At 69.8% G+C, this 17,525-nt stretch carries 13 protein-coding genes and 1 riboswitch; of the genes, 8 read left to right on the forward strand and 5 right to left on the reverse strand.

Annotation, left to right across the window (positions count from 1 at the left end):
- The first annotated feature begins 16 nt into the window (after positions 1-16).
- On the forward strand, positions 17-3,112 hold the full coding sequence (locus ATK30_RS04840; RefSeq protein ID WP_101434525.1) for an arabinosyltransferase domain-containing protein: 3,096 nt from the start codon (positions 17-19) through the stop codon (positions 3,110-3,112).
- Between the two features lie 44 nt (positions 3,113-3,156).
- Here the strand turns inward: ATK30_RS04840 and ATK30_RS04845 are convergent, their stop codons facing one another.
- On the reverse strand, positions 3,157-4,311 hold the full coding sequence (locus ATK30_RS04845; protein WP_341867339.1) for an MFS transporter: 1,155 nt from the start codon (positions 4,309-4,311) through the stop codon (positions 3,157-3,159).
- A gap of 54 nt (positions 4,312-4,365) precedes the next feature.
- Here ATK30_RS04845 and ATK30_RS04850 point away from each other — a divergent pair, with 54 nt between their 5' ends.
- The gene (locus ATK30_RS04850; RefSeq protein ID WP_208637279.1) at positions 4,366-5,154 is read left to right on the forward strand and encodes an AraC family transcriptional regulator; all 789 of its coding nucleotides are present in this window, start codon (positions 4,366-4,368) and stop codon (positions 5,152-5,154) included.
- On the opposite strand, the gene ATK30_RS04855 is transcribed toward ATK30_RS04850, so the two are convergent.
- On the reverse strand, positions 5,054-5,554 hold the full coding sequence (locus tag ATK30_RS04855; protein ID WP_101434527.1) for a hypothetical protein: 501 nt from the start codon (positions 5,552-5,554) through the stop codon (positions 5,054-5,056). The two genes, ATK30_RS04850 and ATK30_RS04855, sit on opposite strands and share 101 nt — an antisense overlap.
- A gap of 47 nt (positions 5,555-5,601) precedes the next feature.
- On the opposite strand from ATK30_RS04855, the gene ATK30_RS04860 reads away from it, so the two are divergent.
- The gene (locus ATK30_RS04860; RefSeq protein WP_101434528.1) at positions 5,602-6,030 is read left to right on the forward strand and encodes a MarR family winged helix-turn-helix transcriptional regulator; all 429 of its coding nucleotides are present in this window, start codon (positions 5,602-5,604) and stop codon (positions 6,028-6,030) included.
- Here ATK30_RS04860 and ATK30_RS04865 read toward each other — a convergent pair.
- Genes ATK30_RS04865 through ATK30_RS04875 form a run of 3 tightly spaced genes read right to left on the reverse strand, consistent with a single transcriptional unit; the run spans position 6,021 to position 9,267 of the window.
- Positions 6,021-7,532: a precorrin-2 C(20)-methyltransferase gene (locus ATK30_RS04865; protein ID WP_101434529.1), complete on the reverse strand. Its 1,512-nt coding sequence runs from the start codon at positions 7,530-7,532 to the stop codon at positions 6,021-6,023. The genes ATK30_RS04860 and ATK30_RS04865 overlap by 10 nt on opposite strands.
- Positions 7,529-8,152 (reverse strand): precorrin-8X methylmutase, encoded by a 624-nt coding sequence (locus ATK30_RS04870; RefSeq protein WP_009081643.1) that lies wholly within the window; start codon positions 8,150-8,152, stop codon positions 7,529-7,531. The genes ATK30_RS04865 and ATK30_RS04870 overlap by 4 nt, the downstream gene beginning before the upstream one ends.
- Complete coding sequence (locus ATK30_RS04875; RefSeq protein ID WP_101434530.1) at positions 8,149-9,267, reverse strand: precorrin-3B synthase; 1,119 nt, start codon at positions 9,265-9,267, stop codon at positions 8,149-8,151. Before ATK30_RS04875 ends, ATK30_RS04870 begins: the two co-directional genes overlap by 4 nt.
- A 96-nt stretch (positions 9,268-9,363) precedes the next feature.
- Between ATK30_RS04875 and ATK30_RS04880 the strand changes: the two genes are divergently transcribed.
- From ATK30_RS04880 to ATK30_RS04900, 5 genes are all read left to right on the forward strand, one after another.
- Positions 9,364-10,269 (forward strand): ABC transporter ATP-binding protein, encoded by a 906-nt coding sequence (locus ATK30_RS04880; protein WP_101434531.1) that lies wholly within the window; start codon positions 9,364-9,366, stop codon positions 10,267-10,269.
- Positions 10,266-11,120 (forward strand): ABC transporter permease, encoded by an 855-nt coding sequence (locus ATK30_RS04885; protein ID WP_101434532.1) that lies wholly within the window; start codon positions 10,266-10,268, stop codon positions 11,118-11,120. Before ATK30_RS04880 ends, ATK30_RS04885 begins: the two co-directional genes overlap by 4 nt.
- 6 nt (positions 11,121-11,126) lie before the next feature.
- Positions 11,127-11,366: a helix-turn-helix transcriptional regulator gene (locus ATK30_RS04890; RefSeq protein WP_037354504.1), complete on the forward strand. Its 240-nt coding sequence runs from the start codon at positions 11,127-11,129 to the stop codon at positions 11,364-11,366.
- 67 nt (positions 11,367-11,433) lie between these two features.
- Positions 11,434-11,509, forward strand: a riboswitch (cobalamin riboswitch).
- A 52-nt stretch (positions 11,510-11,561) separates the two neighbouring features.
- Entirely contained in the window at positions 11,562-15,167 is a 3,606-nt protein-coding gene (gene cobN / locus ATK30_RS04895; protein WP_101434533.1) for a cobaltochelatase subunit CobN, read from the forward strand.
- Between the two features lie 1,125 nt (positions 15,168-16,292).
- On the forward strand, positions 16,293-17,513 hold the full coding sequence (locus ATK30_RS04900; protein ID WP_101434534.1) for a chitinase: 1,221 nt from the start codon (positions 16,293-16,295) through the stop codon (positions 17,511-17,513).
- The last annotated feature ends 12 nt before the right edge of the window (positions 17,514-17,525 follow it).

Raw genomic sequence — 17,525 nt, forward strand, 5'->3', positions numbered from 1 at the left:
CAATAGATTCCTTCTAATGCGTCCGATTGCCGTAGTGCTGGGGTTGCTTTCGGCGCTGTGCGCCCTGGCCTATCCCTTCCTGCCGGTCGTGCAGGACACCGCGGAAGTCGTCTGGCCCGTCGCCTCCGACACGCGTGCCGTCAACGCGCCCTTGACCGGGTATTGGGCACAGGACCTGAAAGTCGAACTGCCCTGCGAGACGATCCGCTCGCTCGACGCGCGCACGAACGGCCCCGCGCTGCTGTTCTCGACCGTCCCGGACGGACGCACCGGCAAGCACGCGGCCAATGGCGTCGGCCTGCAGCTGCGCGTCGACAACGGCGTGCTGCTCGCGTCCAGCCAGGGCCAGCAGATCTCGCAGCAGCCGCTTCCGCAGACCGGCTGCTCGGTCACGCTGGATTCGGACGCGACCCAGATGACGCTCTCGGTCGGCAAGACCCCGATCTTCCACACCACCGGCGACGTCCGGCCGCGGGTGCTCGGCATCTACTCCTCGATCACCTCCGCGCGCGACCCGATCGCCGGACTGCACGTGTCGATCGTCCCGGACACGCGCTACCAGACCTCGCCGACCACGCTCAAGCTCGTCGTCGGCATCCTCGCCGCGCTGTCGTTCCTCGGCTGCCTGATCGCGGTGTGGCGGATGGACTCCGGGTTCGCCCGCCGCGCGCCGCGCTGGGCCCCGGTCGGCTGGTGGCGCCTGACCGGCCGCGACGCGACGGTGTTCGGCGTGCTCGGCGCGTGGGTCTTCATCGGGCCGGTGACCTCGGACGACGGCTACATCCTCACCATGGCCCGGGTCACCGAGGCCACCGGCTACCTCACGAACTACCACCGCTGGTTCGGCGTCGCGGAGGCCCCGTTCGGCTGGTTCTACCACCTGTACGAGCTGATGACGCACGTCAGCACGGTGCCGCCGTGGATCCGGCTGCCCTCGTACCTGCTGGGGGTGATCAGCTGGCTGCTGATCAGCCGCGAGGTGATGCCGCGGCTGGGCACCCAGGTCCGCCGCAGCCGCGCCGCCGGCTGGGCCGCCGCGGCGGTGTTCCTGGTCTGGTGGATGCCCTACAACAACGGCGTCCGGCCGGAACCGGTCGCCGCGCTCGGGTCGCTGCTGGCCATCTGCGCGGTCGAACGCGCGCTGGTCACCCGCCGGCTGCTGCCGCTGTGCCTCGGCCTGACCGCGGCCGCGTTCACCCTCGCCGCGACGCCGACCGGGCTGATCGCCGTGGCCCCGTTCCTGGTCGCCGGGAAGCCGCTGTTCAAGCTGGTCCGGCAGCGGTCGGCGAGCGGCTGGCTGCCGATGCTCGCCCCGATCCTCGCGTCCGGCTTCCTCGTGCTCGTGGTGATGTTCGCCGACCAGACGTTCGCGACCGTGCAGGAGGCCACCCGCATCCGCACCGCGGTCGGGCCGAACCTGTCGTGGTTCCAGGAACTCGCGCGGTACCAATTGCTGTTCGAGAACCTGCCGGACGGCTCCGCGCCGCGCCGGTTCCCGGTGCTGCTCGTGCTGCTCTGCACGGTCACCTGCCTCGTGGTGCTGCTGCGCCGCGGCCGGATCCCCGGCGCGGCGCTCGGGCCGAGCCGACGGCTGATCGGCACCACCGCGTTGTTCTTCCTGCTGCTCGCGCTCACCCCGACGAAATGGACGCACCACTTCGGCGCGTTCGCCGCGGTCGGCGCGTCGATGGCGGCGCTCACCGCGTTGGCGACCAGTTCGACCGTGCTGCGCTCCAACCGCAACCGCGCGGCCTTCCTCGCGGTGCTGCTGGTGGTCGGCGCGCTCGCCGCGACCGGGCCGAACACGTACTGGTTCGTCTCGCGGATCGGGGTACCGTGGACGAACGTCGCGCCGTCGATCGCCGGCATCCCGCTGTCGACGATCCTGCTCGGCGCGGCCGCGGTCGCCGGGATCTACGCGTTCGTGGAAAACGTCCGGGCGCACCGGCCGGGCCCGGTGCTGACCCTGCAGGAAGGCCGGAGCCGGTCGCTGCGGCTCGGTTCGCTGTCGCTGGTCGTGGTCTGCGGCCTCGTCGCAGCGGGCGAGATCTACACGATGGGCGCGGCGATCTACTTCCAGCGCGACAGCTACAGCCTCGGCGCGGCCAACATCGGGCACCTGTTCGGCAAGAGCTGCAACCTGTCCGACCACGTGATGGTCGAGCGCGACGCGGCGAAGAGCATCCTGCACCCGCAGGCCGAACAGCGGACCGTGCCGGAGAAGCCGGTGACGCAGAACCCGCCGAACCCGCTGCCGAATCCGGACCAGGACAACGGCCGCGTCCAGACCGGCTTCCACACCACCCCGGTCGACGACAAGGACCCGCTGGCCGAACCGCCGCACGGGTTCAAGCAGGACCAGGTGCCGATGTGGAGCAGCTACCTCGACACCCAGACCCGTGCCGGACGGCTGCGCAGCGACTGGTACGCGCTCACCGACCGCACCGAAAACGGCCAGATCGTGGTCGCCACCGCGAGCCAGCCCCGGCGGCCCACGTCGGTGAGCCTGGAGTACGGCGTGAACACTCCCGAGGGCGTGCGCGTGCTGCGCGGCCAGTTCGCGCTCCCGCCCGGCGCGGGCACCGGCGGCTGGAACGACACCCGGATCAACCTGCGCGACCTGCCGCCGGAAACCACGTCGGTGCGGGTCGTGATGGTGGACAACGACCTCACCGAGGACGGCTGGGTCGCCGCGTCCGCGCCGCGCGTGCCGACCTTCACCACGCTCACCGACAAGCTCGCCGGCAAATCGGTGTACATCGACTGGCCCGCGTCGTTCGTGTACCCGTGCGCGAACCCGGTCACCTCGCACGACGGCATCTCCGCGATGCCGGACTACCGGATCACCCCCGGCCAGCTCGCCGACGAGGCGAAATGGGCGTCCAGCACCAACGGCGGACCGAACGGCTGGCTCGAGGAGATCGCGGACGAGCCCGAGGTGCCGAGCTATCTGAACGGGCAGCCGTACCAGTCGTGGGGCCAGCTGCTGCAGATCGAGCCTTACACGACCGGGGTGGCGCCGACGGTGCGGCACGGCGAGAAGACGGTGTGGGGCTGGTGGTCGCCCGGACCCGGGCCTTCGCAGCCGAACGGCAAGGACCCGACGCGCTGAGGGCCGTCGTGAGTGGCAATCGCGGTTCTCACCGGGATTGCCACTCACGACGGCTCCCGCAATCTCCGCGCCGCGGCCACTGACACCGCCGGCAGCACCGCCAGCGCCAGCAACGCCCACCGCAACCCGACCGCGTTCGCGAGCGCCCCCACTGCGGGCGCGACCACCCCGCCGACGCTCACCACCAGCCCCAGCGTCACGCCGCTGGCGGTGCCCAGCCGGTTCGGCAAGTAGTCCTGCCCCAGCGTCACGTGCAGCGAGAACGGCGCGTACAAGGCCAACGCCGCGAGCGCGACCAGCGGAAACACGCCGTACCCCGGCACGAGCGCGATCCCGGCGACCGCGGGCACCGCCACCGTGTACGAGACGCGGACCGTCCGGGTCCGCCCCCATCGTCCGGCCAGCACCCCGCCGAGCAAGGTGCCCAGCGCGCCGACCCCGAACAGCACCACCAGTGCCGCTTCCCCGGCGAACACGCTGCCGGTTCGCTGCGTGACCCAGAGGGCGAGGAAGGTGTTGAGCGAGAAGGCCGCGATGGAGCGCCCGACGACCACGATGGTCAGCCAGCCGAACTGACGCCAATCGTCGCGCCCGGCCTGCGCCCGGTGCCGCACTGCGGACTGCAGGTGGTGCATCCGGCGGAACAACGCGGCGATGACCACGCCGGCGACGAGCGCGGGCAGCACCAGGTACGGCGTCGCGCCAAGGCCGCCTGCCTGCAGCACCGGCGCGACGAGAATCGGCCCGAGCGCGAAACCGACATTGCCGCCCAAGGAAAACCAGCTCATCCCGACGTGCCCGTTCCCGGCGAGCCGACGGGCGATCCGCGCCGATTCCGGGTGGTACGCGGCGACGCCGAGGCCGGACAGCGCGATCGCGAGCCAGGTCAGCGCATAGGAATCGGCGAGCCCGGAGAGTCCGATCCCGGCACCGGCGACGGTCATCCCGACCGGCACCAGCCACGGCATCGGCCGCCGGTCGGTCAGCACGCCGAACAGCGGCTGGACCACCGAGGACAACAGCGTCGCGGCCACCGTGATCCCGGCCGCGGCGAGGTAACCGTAATGCCGTTCGGCGACGAGAAACGGGACGAGCGCGGGGACTGCGCCCTGGTAAAGGTCGTCGACGGCGTGGCCGAGCACCATCAGCGGCATCGGCCAGCATGCGGGATGGACGGGAGCGGGGAGTGTGGTCGTCACCCGATCATCGTCAGACCCGGGACGCCCTTCGCGATTCCGTTATTATGCCGAGTTGTGTCGATTTCCAGCCACCTCCCGACCGCGCCGACGGACATCCGGGACCTGGCCGCGACCTCGAGCATCGCTGAGCACTGGCACGACGAGCACCAGGTCGTCTATGCCAGCAGCGGCGTTCTGGCAGTGCACACGGACCGGTCGCGGTGGATCGCGCCCGCGCACCGGGCGCTGTGGATTCCGGCGGGCACCGTGCATTCCCACCGCGCTTACGGCGTCACGCGGGTGCATCTGTTCGGCTTTCCGCAGGAGCTGAGCCCGTTGCCGGTCACCGAGCCGACCGCGCTCGCCGTCACCCCGTTGTTACGGGAACTGCTGATCGCGTACACCGAACTCGGCGAGGACCGCTCAACCCCTGCCGGGCAACGGATGCGGGCGGTGTTGTTCGATCAGCTCACCCTCGCGCCGGAACGTCCGGTACAGGTGCCCGCCGCGCGGGATCCGAGGCTGATCGCCGTGTGCCAGTTGCTGGAGGAAGATCCGTCCGACTCGCGCAGTCTCGAAGCGCTGGGCCGCGTTGTCGGCGTCAGCGGCCGGACGCTGACCCGGCTGTTCCGCACGGACACCGGCATGACGTTTCCGCAGTGGCGCACGCAACTCCGGCTCTATCACGCATTGCGGCTGCTCGTGGAGGGCCGCTCCGTGACGTCGGTGGCGCAGTTGTGCGGATTCGCGACCACCAGCGCGTTCATCGACGTGTTCCGGCGCTCCCTTGGTCATACGCCAGGGTTTTATCTCCACCATGGGCAATCCGATGCCGCACTACGAGACTCGCCGCGAGCCGGTTGACGCCGAACGAGACGAGGATCAGCCCAGTCGCGTCGAGCAGTTGCGCGCCGAGGACACTGGCCAGCGCGAACGAGCCGATGCGGATCGCCAGAAAGACCGCCCACAGCACGATTCCCGCGCCGGTGAGCCGGTATTGCAGCCCTCCGGCCCGCCGGAACCGCGTCACGCAACCCATCGCGGTGCCGGTCCCCGCGACCAGGACGAGTTCGCCAACAAGCAGCCAGTCGGCTCGCTGGAGCCCGCGGACTTCGAACCCGAGGTAAACCAGCCCCACCGCGATCAGCAGCAACGGCAACAGCAGCATCCGCCGCGGTTCGGCGGAGCGCCACTGGAACTGCCGCACGATCAGGATCCCGACCGCGACCACGATCAGCACGTCGTCGACCATCGTCAACTCCATCACTAGTGATACTTCTCCGAATGTATCACCAGTGATTGAATAGAGCCATGCGCGCCGCCGACCTGCACCGCCTCGCCCGCACCCTGCGCGAGATCGCCCTGACCAGCACCGGAAACACCGGAGCGGATCAGGTCAACGCGGGCGAACTGGCGGTGATCGAGGATGTTTCGCGCAATCCGGGCGCGACGATCAGCGACGTGACGCGCCGGACCGGGCTCGCGCAAAGCCTCGTTTCCCGGATCACGCATCGCATGGCGGACGCGGGAATCATGCAGGTCCGGCCCGACGAGAAGGACCGGCGCAAATCACGGCTGGAGATCGAACCGTCCGCGCGCGCGATGTTCCGCACTCGCGCGGACGGTTCGATCGCCTCAGCCCTCGCCGCGCACGCACCGAAACTCAGTGCCGCACAACGGAAAGAACTCACCCGCCACCTCGCCGAGGCGGAGCGGCTGCTGCGCGAGGGTCAGGAATAGCTCCGCGGCGTCCACACGGTCGACTGCCCGTCCGGGCCTTCCTCCACCACGGTGCGCGAGGAGCCCACGATGAGCAGGCACCGCATGTCCACTGTGGACGGATCAAGCTCGCCCAGCGTGGTGACCCGGATGTCTTCCTCCGGCCCGCCGACGTCCCGGGCAACCACCACCGGTGTCCCCGGCTCCCGGTGCCGCAGCAGGACTTCCCGCGCGTTCGCCAGCTGAGTCACGCGCGTCCGCGAAGCCGGGTTGTACAGCGCCAGCACCAAATCGGCCGCACCAGCGGCGTCCAGCCGCCGTTCGATGATCTCCCACGGCTTCAACCGGTCCGAAAGGGACAACACGCAATAGTCGTGCCCGAGCGGCGCACCGACCCGCGACGCAGCAGCCTGCGCCGCCGTCACTCCGGGCACGATCCGCACCCGCGCGCCGGCACCGTTCCCGGCGGAAACCTGTTCCAGCACCGCCGAAGCCATCGCGAACACACCCGGATCGCCGGACGACACCACGGCCACCCGCGCGCCGGTCGCGGCCAGCTGCAACGCCTCGACCGCCCGGTCCGCCTCGACCCGGTTCCCCGACGCGTGCCGCTGCTGTCCCGCCCGCTGCGGAACCCGCGCGACATACGGCCCGTAGCCGACGATGTGGTCCGCCGCCGCCAGTTCCGCCGATGCTTCCGGCGTCAGCCACTCCGGTCCGGCCGGGCCGAGCCCGACAACAACGACCTCGCCGCCTTCCGCCGGTGCCGCAGGAGCAATCGCGGGCTCACCCTCCACCCGCGATTTGTAGGCCGGACTGGGCAGCAGTGCCAAGGAGAAATACGGCACCGATTCCGGATCGACGTCCGCGAACGGCTCCACCCGCTGCTGTCCCCAGGTCGCGCGCTCGACGTACCAGGCGTCGTCGAGTTTGCCCGACTCCGCGAGCGCATCCCGCACCGAACCGAAGGTACGGCCGAGTTTCAGCACTGCCGCCGCTTCGGTGTCCGCCAGCCGGCGCGCCAATTCGGGCGCTGGCAACGTCCCCGGCAACACGGTGAGCACTTCGTCGCGCTGCACCAGCGGACGGCCGAGCACCGACGCCGCCGCGCTCACCGACGTCACGCCGGGCACCACCTCGGCCTCGAACCGTCCGGCGAGCCGCTCGTGCATGTACATGTAGGAGCCGTAGAAGAACGGATCGCCCTCGCACAACAGCACCACGTCACGCCCGGCGTCGAGATGCTCGGCGAGCTTCTTCGCGCTCAGCTCGTAGAAATCGGCGATCGCGCCTTCGTAGCCGCCGGGATGATCAGTGGTCTCGGTGGTGACCGGGTAGACCAGCCGCTCTTCCAGCTGGCCCTCACGCAGATACGGCTCGGCCACCGACCGCGCGATGCTGCGCCCGTGCCGCGCGCTGTGGTAGGCGATGACATCCGCCTCGCCGATCAGCCGCGCCGCTTTGACCGTCATCAATTCCGGATCGCCGGGGCCCAGCCCGACGCCGTAGAGCCGCCCCGTCATTCGACCGCGCTCGCAATCGCGTTCACGGCGCCGACGGCCATCGCACTGCCGCCGCGCCGGCCGTGCACGACCAGGTACGGCGCGGGCGCGCGCTTCGCCAATTCCACTTTGGACTCAGCCGCGCCGACAAATCCGACTGGCACGCCGATGATCGCGGCCGGTGCGCCGATGCCCTCGTCCAGGAGCTCCAGCAACCGGAACAGCGCGGTCGGCGCGTTGCCGATCGCCACCACCGAACCGGGAAGCCGGTCGCGCCACAGCTCCAGCGCGGCGGCCGACCGCGTGGTGCCGAGCCGTTCGGCCAGTCCGGGCACGCTCGGGTCGTCCAAAGTGCACACGACGTCGTTCGCCGCGGGCAGCCGTTTGCGCGTGATGCCGCTGGCGATCATCTTCGCGTCGCACAGGATCGGCGCGCCCGCCTCCAGCGCGGCGCGGCCCGCCTCGACCACGTCGAGCGAGTAGCGCAGGTCGTCGACGAGGTCGACCATGCCGCAGGAGTGAATCATCCGGACCGCGACGCCCGCGACGTCGTCGGGCAGGATCGCCAGGTCCGCCTCTTCGCGGATCGTGGCGAACGAGTGCCGGTAGATCTCGGCCCCGTCCCGCAGGTAGTCGATCACGAAGGTCCCTTTCTCGCCAACGCATCCGCCAACTCGGACGCCGGGGTCCAGCGTCCGTCGACACGGTAGCCGCCGGGTTCGGCGACGACGTCGCGGTGGGCGCCGGACGGTCGTCCGCACCGCCGTGCACAGCCCGAGACGTGCACCCGCTCCCCGTCCGCGACCAGTGTCGCCGCGTCGGAGCGGACGTCGGCGAGAGACTTCGCACACCCCGGCGCGCCGATGCACGCGCTAAGCTCCGCCGTCGCCGGATCCGTCGAAAGCCCGGCCGCGTGCAGGCGTTCGACGTCCGCACCACCGGGCAGCAGGACCGAACGCCACGGCGTGACCACGGCGTCGCCGAAATCGGCAAGGGTGCGCAACTGGGCGGCGGTCAACTGCCCGAACCTCGGCGCGACCCCCACCGCCTCGCCGCCGTCGTCGCGCTGGATGCGGCCGACGGTCGGGTCGATCCGCGTCGGACGTTCCCGCGGAGCTTCGCGCGGGCCGTCCGGCAGCAGCGCCGAAGGATCGTCCAGTTCCCCGATCCGCCACGCCGAACCGCGCGTGCGCGCAAACGTTTCCGCCACCGTGAGCAGCGCAGACACCGCGTCGTCCCGCGATACCAGCCAGCCGGAATCAGCTCCCGCCAACAGCACCACACCCGTCATCGGGCCGACCGCGCGCCAGCAGACATCCGTGCCCACGACGTCGCCGCGTCCGTCGTCGAAACCGAACAGGAACCGTCCCGGCAACTCAGCAAGTGATGGCCGCGCGCACAGCTCCCGGTCGAGCGTCGTGGAGAGCCCCCGGACGTCCGCGAGCCCGCCGCGCACCCCGCTCAACGGCGAGGCCAGCACGTTCCGCACACGTTCGTGGCTAGGCGACGGCAACAGCCCGGCTTCTGTCAGCCGCGCCGCCAAGCCCGGACGACGGACTCCGCGCAGCTGGACATTCGCCCGCGAGGTCAGGTGGACGTCGCCGTCGCCGAGGTCTTCCGCACAGGTGGCCAACGCCCGCAACCGATCCGCGGTCACGACACCGCCGGGCAGCCGGACGCGCGCGAGCGGCCCGTCCGCCGCGTCGTGCGTCGCGAAGACTCCGGGACAGGCGTCGGCGCGCACGCGGCTGGACATGGCGCTCACTGTAACCCGGAGCGGATTCAACAGACTTGCTCTCATATGTAGTACATCTGCTACATTCGGTCGCACAGGCAGGATGGGGGTCATCCAATGAGAGATCAAGCGGACACCGTGCTCCGCGTCGAAGGCCTACGCATGCGCTACGGCTCGAACGACGTGCTGCACGGCACGTCGTTCACCGCGCACCGCGGCGAGGTGCTGTGCCTGCTCGGCCCGAACGGGGCGGGCAAGACCACGACGATCGAAATCCTCGAGGGGTTCCGCATGCGGTCCGCGGGCGAGGTGTCCGTGCTGGGCACCGACCCGGCGCGGGGCGGCGAGGACTGGCGGGCGCGGCTGGGGGTCGTCCTGCAGTCCTGGCGCGACCACGGCAAATGGCGCGTCCGCGAGCTGCTCGACCTGCTCGGGTCGTTCTACTCGCCGTACTCCACCGCCCGGATCCGCCGCCCGTGGGACACCGACGAGCTGATCGAGGCGGTCGGGCTGACCGAGCACGCGGGCAAGAAGATCCGGATGCTGTCCGGCGGGCAGCGGCGCCGGCTGGACGTGGCGATCGGCATCGTCGGCCGCCCCGAGCTGCTGTTCCTCGACGAGCCGACGGCCGGGTTCGATCCGCAGGCGAGGCGCGATTTCCACGAGCTCGTGCACCGGCTCGCCGACGACGACACGACGATCCTGCTCACCACGCACGATCTCGACGAGGCCGAGAAGCTCGCCGACCGGATCCTGATCCTGAGCGGCGGCCACATCGTCGCCGACGGGTCGCCGGACCAGCTGAGCAGGCAGATCGCCGGAGAGGCCGAGGTGCGCTGGACGGTCGACGGGCAGCGGTTCGTGCACTCGACCACGGAGGCGACGAAGTACGTGTACGAGTTGTTCAAACAGCACGGCGAAGCGGTCGCCGACCTGGAGGTCCGGCGCGCGTCGCTGGAGGAGACCTACCTGACGCTCGTGCGGCGCGCGGAATCCGGGGCGACCTTGGCGGGCGTGCGATGACGGCGTCGGCGCAGCGGACCGCGGCGCGGGCGGGGCTCCGCCGCGGGTTCATCGAATTCCGCCAGCAGTGGACGAACCGGGACGACCTGATCGGCCAGCTCGTGTGGCTGGCGATGATCTTCGGCACCCTGTTCTTCATGCGCGGCGCGCATCTGCCGGGCACCTCGTTCTCGCTGGGCACCGCGACGGTGCCGAGCGTGATCGGAGCGGGTCTCGTCTTCAACGGCCTGTCCGCCGTCGCGGGCTCGCTGGTCGTCGACCGCGAGGACGGCACGCTGCTGCGGGCGAAGGCGACGCCGAACGGGATGTTCGGCTACCTCGTCGGCAAGGTCACGACGTTCTCGATGATCCAGGTCGCGAGCATCGTCGTGATGCTGGTGCCGTCGCTGTTCCTGTTCGACGGACTGGCCCCGGACGGGCTCTTCTCGCTGCTGAACCTGCTGTGGGTGCTCGCCGCGGGCCTGGTCGCGACCATGCCGATCGGCGCGGCGGTCGGTTCGCTGATCCAGGATTCGCGGATGCTGGCCCTGGTCATGCTGCCAATGCTCGGGCTCGGCGCGATCTCCGGGATCTTCTACCCGATCACCGCGCTGCCGGTCTGGCTGCAGGACGTCGCGCAGGTCTTCCCGATGTACTGGCTCGGCCTCGGCATGCGCTCGGCGCTGCTGCCGGACCAGGCGGTCGTCGTCGAGATCGGGCAGTCCTGGCGGCCGTGGGCGACCCTGGGGGTGCTGCTCGCGTGGGCCGTGATCGGATTGGTGCTGGCCCCGATCCTGCTGAAGCGGATGGCCCGGCGCGAATCGGGGTCGTCGGTGGCGGCGCGAAGGGAAAGGGCACTTCAGCGTGTGTGAGGCGCGGTGAGCGAGAACGTCTACAACCGCATCGCGGTGCTGCGCGCCGAACGCGGCATCTCGCGCCGGCAGCTCGCGGACGCGCTCGGCGTGCACTACCAGACGATCGGGTACCTGGAGCGCGGCGAGTACAGCCCGAGCCTCTACCTGGCGTTGCGGATCGCGGAGTTCTTCGAGGTCGCGGTGGAAGTGCTCTTCTCCACCGCGCCCTTCCCGCGGATCGGGGACGAGAGCAAGCCGGCGTGAGGGTCTGCTCACCTTGACGGCGCGGGTGCGCCCGGCGAGAGTAAGGGCGCACACGCGTCGGCACGCGGAGGAACCCGGTGGAAATCCGGGGCGGTCCCGCCACTGTGACCGGCGGCCGCGCGGCCGCCGGCAGCCAGGAACTCCCGCCGGCGTGCCCGACGACCCGGGGCGCGGACACCCCGAGTGAGGAACGCCGTGATCCTGCTGCTGTCCACTTCGGACACCGACCTGCTCAGCGCCCGGGCCAGCGGCGCGGACTACCGGCTCGGCAACCCGTCCCGGCTGCCGCTCGGGGACCTCCCGGGGCTGCTGGAGGACGCGTCGATCGTCGTCGTCCGGATCCTCGGCACGCCGCGGACCTGGCAGGACGGCCTGGACGTGCTGCGCGCGTCCGGTGCGCACGTGGTCGTGCTCGGCGGCGAGCAGACGCCGGACGCGGAGCTGATGAAGCTCTCCACCACCCCGGCCGGGATCGCCGCGCAAGCGCATCTGTACCTCGCGCAGGGGGGTCCGGAAAACCTCACGCAGCTGCACCGGTTCCTGTCCGACACGCTGCTGCTCACCGGCGAAGGCTTCGAACCGCCCGCCGAACTGCCGTCGTGGGGCGTGCTTTCGCGGCCGCCTTCCTCGAACGACGGCCCGGTCATCGGGATCCTCTACTACCGCGCGCACCACCTGTCCGGGAACACCGGTTTCGTGCACGCGCTGGCCGACGCGGTCGAATCCGCGGGCGGCCGGGCGCTGCCGGTCCACACCGCGTCCCTGCGCACGCGCGCGCCGGAGATGATGGCCGAACTCGGCAAGGTCGACGCCCTGCTGGTCACCGTGCTGGCCGCGGGCGGCACCCGTCCGTCGGAAGCCGGAGCGGGCGGGGACGACGAATCGTGGGACGTCGCGGAAATGGCCGCGCTGGACATCCCGGTGCTGCAGGCGCTGTGCCTGACCAGCGACCGCGAAACCTGGTCCGCCAGCGACGACGGGCTGTCCCCTCTCGACGCGGGCAACCAGATGGCGGTACCGGAATTCGACGGCCGGATCATCACGGTTCCGTTCTCCTTCAAGGAATTCGACGACGACGGCCTCCCCCGGTACATCGCCGACGCCGAACGCGCCTCCCGAGTCGCCCGCATCGCTCTCGCGCACGCGCGACTCCGCCACACGCCGCCTGCTTCTCGCCGGATCGCCCTGATGCTGTCCGCGTACCCGACGAAGCACTCGCGCGTCGGCAACGCGGTCGGCCTCGACACCCCCGCGTCGGCGATCAAACTCCTGCGCCTCATGCGCGAACGCGGCTACGACCTCGGCCCCGACGCCTTCCCCGGCGTCGACCCGACCGGGACCGACCAGCCGGACGGCGACGCCTTGATCCACGCCCTGATCGCCGCGGGCGGCCAGGACCCCGAATGGCTCACCGAAGAACAGCTGTCCGGCAACCCGATCCGCGTCCCGGCGGCGCGCTACCGCTCGTGGTTCGCTTCCTTGCCGGTCGAGTTGCGAGAAGCGATGGAAGAACACTGGGGTCCCGCGCCGGGCTCGCTGTATGTCGACACGTCGGCAAACCCCGAGGGCGACATCGTCCTGGCGTCGCTGCAGTCGGGCAATGTCGTGCTGATGATCCAGCCGCCGCGCGGGTTCGGCGAAAACCCGGTGGCGATCTACCACAACCCGGACCTGCCGCCGAGCCACCACTACTTCGCCGCCTACCGCTGGCTGGAAGAGGAATTCGGCGCGCACGCCGTCGTCCACCTCGGCAAGCACGGTTCGCTCGAATGGCTGCCCGGCAAGACCGCCGGTCTCTCCGCCGCCTGCGCGCCCGACGCCGTCCTGGGCAACCTGCCGCTGGTGTACCCGTTCCTGATCAACGACCCGGGCGAAGGCGCACAAGCGAAACGCCGCGCGCACGCGACCATCGTGGACCACCTGGTCCCGCCGATGGCCCGCGCCGAGTCTTATGGCGACCTGGCCCGTCTCGAGCAGTTGCTGGACGAACACGCCAACATCGCCGCGATGGACCCGGCGAAGCTCCCGGCGATCCGCGCCCAGATCTGGACCCTCATCCAGGCCGCGAAACTCGACCACGACCTCGGCATCGAGGAACGCCCGCACGACGCCGAATTCGACGACTTCCTGCTGCACATCGACGGCTGGCTGTGCGAGGTCAAGGACGCCCAGATCCGCGACGGCCTGCACATCCTGGGCGAAGCCCCGGTCGGCGAGGCACGCGTCAACCTGGTCCTGGCGATGCTCCGAGCCCAGCAAATGTGGGGCGGCAAGCAAGGCGCCGTCCCCGGCCTGCGCTCCGCCCTCGGCCTGAAGGAAAATTCGGACGCCCCGCTGTCCGAAGTGGACGCCATCGAAACCACCGCCCACTCGCTGGTCTCCCTCATGGAGACCCACTCGTGGTCCCCTTCTTCAGTTTCCTCGGTGGTCACCGAAGTCCTGGGCACTTTCGACGCCGAAGTCGCCCGCGTCCTGACCTTCGCCGCGACCGAAATCGTCCCCCGCCTGGCGGGCACTTCGTCCGAAGTAGACGCCGTACTGCACGCTCTCGACGGCGGCTACATCCCCGCGGGCCCCAGCGGCTCCCCCTTGCGCGGTTTGATCAACGTCCTGCCGACCGGCCGGAACTTCTACACGGTCGACCCGAAGGCCATCCCCAGCCGCCTGGCGTGGGAAACCGGCCAAGCCCTGGCGGACTCCCTGCTCCGCCGCTACCGCGAAGACACCGGCGACTGGCCGCGGTCCGTCGGCCTCTCGGTGTGGGGCACCTCCGCCATGCGCACCTCCGGCGACGATGCCGCCGAAGTCCTCGCGCTGCTGGGCATTCAGCCAGTCTGGGACGAAGCCTCCCGTCGCGTGACCGGCATCGAACCGATTCCGCTGTCCGAACTGGGCCGCCCGAGGATCGACGTGACAGTCCGCATCAGCGGCTTCTTCCGCGATGCCTTCCCGCACGTCATCACCCTGCTGGACGACGCCGTCCGCCTGGCCGCTTCCCTGGACGAACCGGAATCCGCCAACTACGTCCGCGCCCACGTCAACGCGGATCTGGCCGCCCACGGCGACAATCGCCGAGCCACCACGCGCATCTTCGGCTCGAAACCCGGTGCCTACGGAGCCGGTCTGCTCCCCCTGATGGACTCCGGAAACTGGCGCGACGACAAAGATCTAGCCGAGGTCTACGCGGTCTGGGGCGGCTACGCCTACGGCAGGGACCTGGACGGCCGCCCCGCACGCCAGGACATGGAATCGTCGTACAAGCGCATCGTCGTAGCCGCGAAGAATACGGATACCCGCGAACACGACATCGCCGACTCGGACGACTATTTCCAATACCACGGCGGAATGATCGCCACAGTCCGCGCCCTGACCGGCTCCGCTCCAGCTTCCTACGTCGGCGACTCCACCACGCCCGACGCCGTCCGCACCCGCACCCTGGGCGAAGAAACGGCCCGCGTCTTCCGCGCCCGGGTAGTCAACCCGCGGTGGCTGTCCGCCATGCGCCGCCACGGTTACAAGGGTGCCTTCGAACTAGCGGCCACCGTGGACTACCTCTTCGGCTTCGACGCCACGGCCGGTGTTGTGGGCGACTGGATGTACGAGAAATTGTCGCAGTCGTATGTTCTGGACGAGGAAAACCAGCAGTTCCTGCGCGACGCGAACCCATGGGCCCTGCGGGGAATCATCGAACGCCTGACGGAAGCCGCCGACCGGGGATTGTGGGAAGAGCCGGATCCGGAGTTGATGGCGCAGATGCGCGAGGTTTACCTGAGTTTGGAAGGCGATCTGGAGAACGACTGAGCTGGCTCGCCCTTGGCAGGCTTGCCCTCGGCTGACTCGCCCTCGGCTGACTCGCCCTCGGCTGACTCGCCCTGAGCTGGCTCGCCCTGAGCTGGCCAAGGGCAATGCTTGATCCCAGTTCGGCCATTCGCTCGCTGTCTTCTTTTACCGTGCCCTCCCAGGCACGTCGCCTCCACGCGCACCGGCTGTCCGCTCGGTCGCCTGCACCGCGCTCCTTGCCATGCGCAGATGAGCGCGCTCCACGGCAACACCGCTCGCCCGCCTGACGAACCCGTTAGCCCAGTTAGACCACGCGTGCTGCCTCCTTCGGACACCGGTCAGCAATCCGTGTCCCGCAGCCCCCTCACCACTCCTCTGCGGAGAATTCGCCCAGCCGCTTGAACAAGCACGACCCACCCGCGCGCCCTACCGCCAAGCCCTCCCCGCCCAACCGCGCCACCAGCACTGCTCCCGCCACCACTCACCAAACCGCCCACCCTTCTCCCGCCGACCACTGACCGCAGTCCCCACCCGACGGCCCCTGCCCGCACCCGCCCACTCCAGCCGCACCGTCACCGTCTCCCCCTCACTCCGCCTCCCGACCAACCACTGCAGGCCCAACCCCCTCCCATGTCCTTGCCCGCAGCCAGCCCGACCGTGCCGTCACCGTCACCTCACTCCACCCGCACCGACCAACCACCGCAGGCCCCATCCCGCGCTAAGGCCGCACCCGCTCACTCCAACCGCACCGCCACCGCCTCCCCCTCACTCCTCCCGCACCGACCAAGCACCGCACGCCCCACCCACGCCCCGGCGGCATCCGCCCACTCCAACCGCACCATCACCGTCCCCCTTTCTCTCCGCCTCCCGAACAACCACCGCGGGTCTCATCCGACGCTCTGGCCGCACCCACCCCAGCCCAGCCGCGCCGGGGGCCCCCGCTCCCGAGCGGACCACTCGGCTCCGCGGTCCGCGTCCCTTTGCGAACAACCGTTGCGCCGCAAGGGTGAACCCGCCGCACCGAATTCCGGCATATCTCCCGAACCAGCCTCCGGCCGGACAAGAGCAGCCGACCGCACCTTGACTTCATAATGGTCTAGTCCAATGCTTACCGCATTCATTTTCCGAATGCTCGCCGGAGGACAGATGCAGCGAAGCAGACTGGCCGCCACACTCGTCGCCGCCGTTACCGTGGCCGGGGCCGCGGCCGCCGTGGCCGCGACCGCCCATGCGCAGACCGGGACCTCGACCGGCCTCGACAACAACTGGTACGCCTCCGCGCCGTACCTCATGCCGCAGAGCAACAACCCGCCCGACCCGGTGACCGTCATGAACGCGACCGGGCAGAAGGCGTTCCAGCTGGCCTTCATCCTCGCGCCCAACGGCGGCGGATGCAGCCCCACCTGGGACGGCACCTCGCCGGTTTCCTCGGACACGACCGTCGGCGACGCGATCAACCGCATCCGCGGCAACGGCGGCGACGTGTCGGTTTCGGTCGGCGGCTACGGCGGAACGAAACTGGGCCAGACCTGCGGCACCGTCGACGCGACCGCCGCCGCCTACCAGCAGGTCGTGACGAAATACAACCTGAAAGCCCTCGACTTCGACCTCGAAGAACCCGAGTACGAAAACACCGCCGCCATCGCGAACGAACTCGGCGCCGCGAAGAAACTGCAGGCGGACAACCCCGGGCTGTTCGTCTCGGTGACCATGCCGGGCACGTCGGCGGGCACCGGCTGGTTCGGCACCCAGCTGCTGGACCAGGCGAAGTCGATCGGCTTCTCCCCCAACGACTTTTCGATCATGCCGTTCGACGGTGGCTTCACCGGCGGCGGCGCGTCGCAGGTGTCAGCGTTGGAAGCGTTCCACGGGTTGCTCGAAAGCCACCTCGGCTGGGACAGCGCCACCGCGTATTCGCACGAGGGTTTCTCGGGCATGAACGGGAAATCCGACTCGTCGGAATACTTCAACGTTTCCGATTTCCAGACCGTCTACGACTACGCGACGAGCCACCACCTCGGCCGGTTCACCTTCTGGTCAGTGAACCGCGACCGGCAATGCACGACGACGACCGACAACAGCGTGTGCTCGAACGTCCAGCAAAACGACTGGGATTTCACGAAGTTCACCACCCGGTTCGCCGGGGCGACCCCGCCGCAAACCACTCCGCCGACGAGCTCGACCAGTCCGACCGGAAATCCCCCGGGAACCTGTTCGGCACCGGAATGGCAGAAAACGCAGGTCTACACCGGCGGCGCCGTGGTCGCGCACAACAGCCACAAATGGACCGCCAAATGGTGGACCCAGGGTGAGGAACCCGGCACGACCGGCCAATGGGGCGTCTGGGCCGACAACGGAGCATGCTGACCGGCTGATTTT

The organism is Amycolatopsis echigonensis (assembly GCF_002846615.1).
GTDB lineage: Bacteria > Actinomycetota > Actinomycetes > Mycobacteriales > Pseudonocardiaceae > Amycolatopsis > Amycolatopsis echigonensis.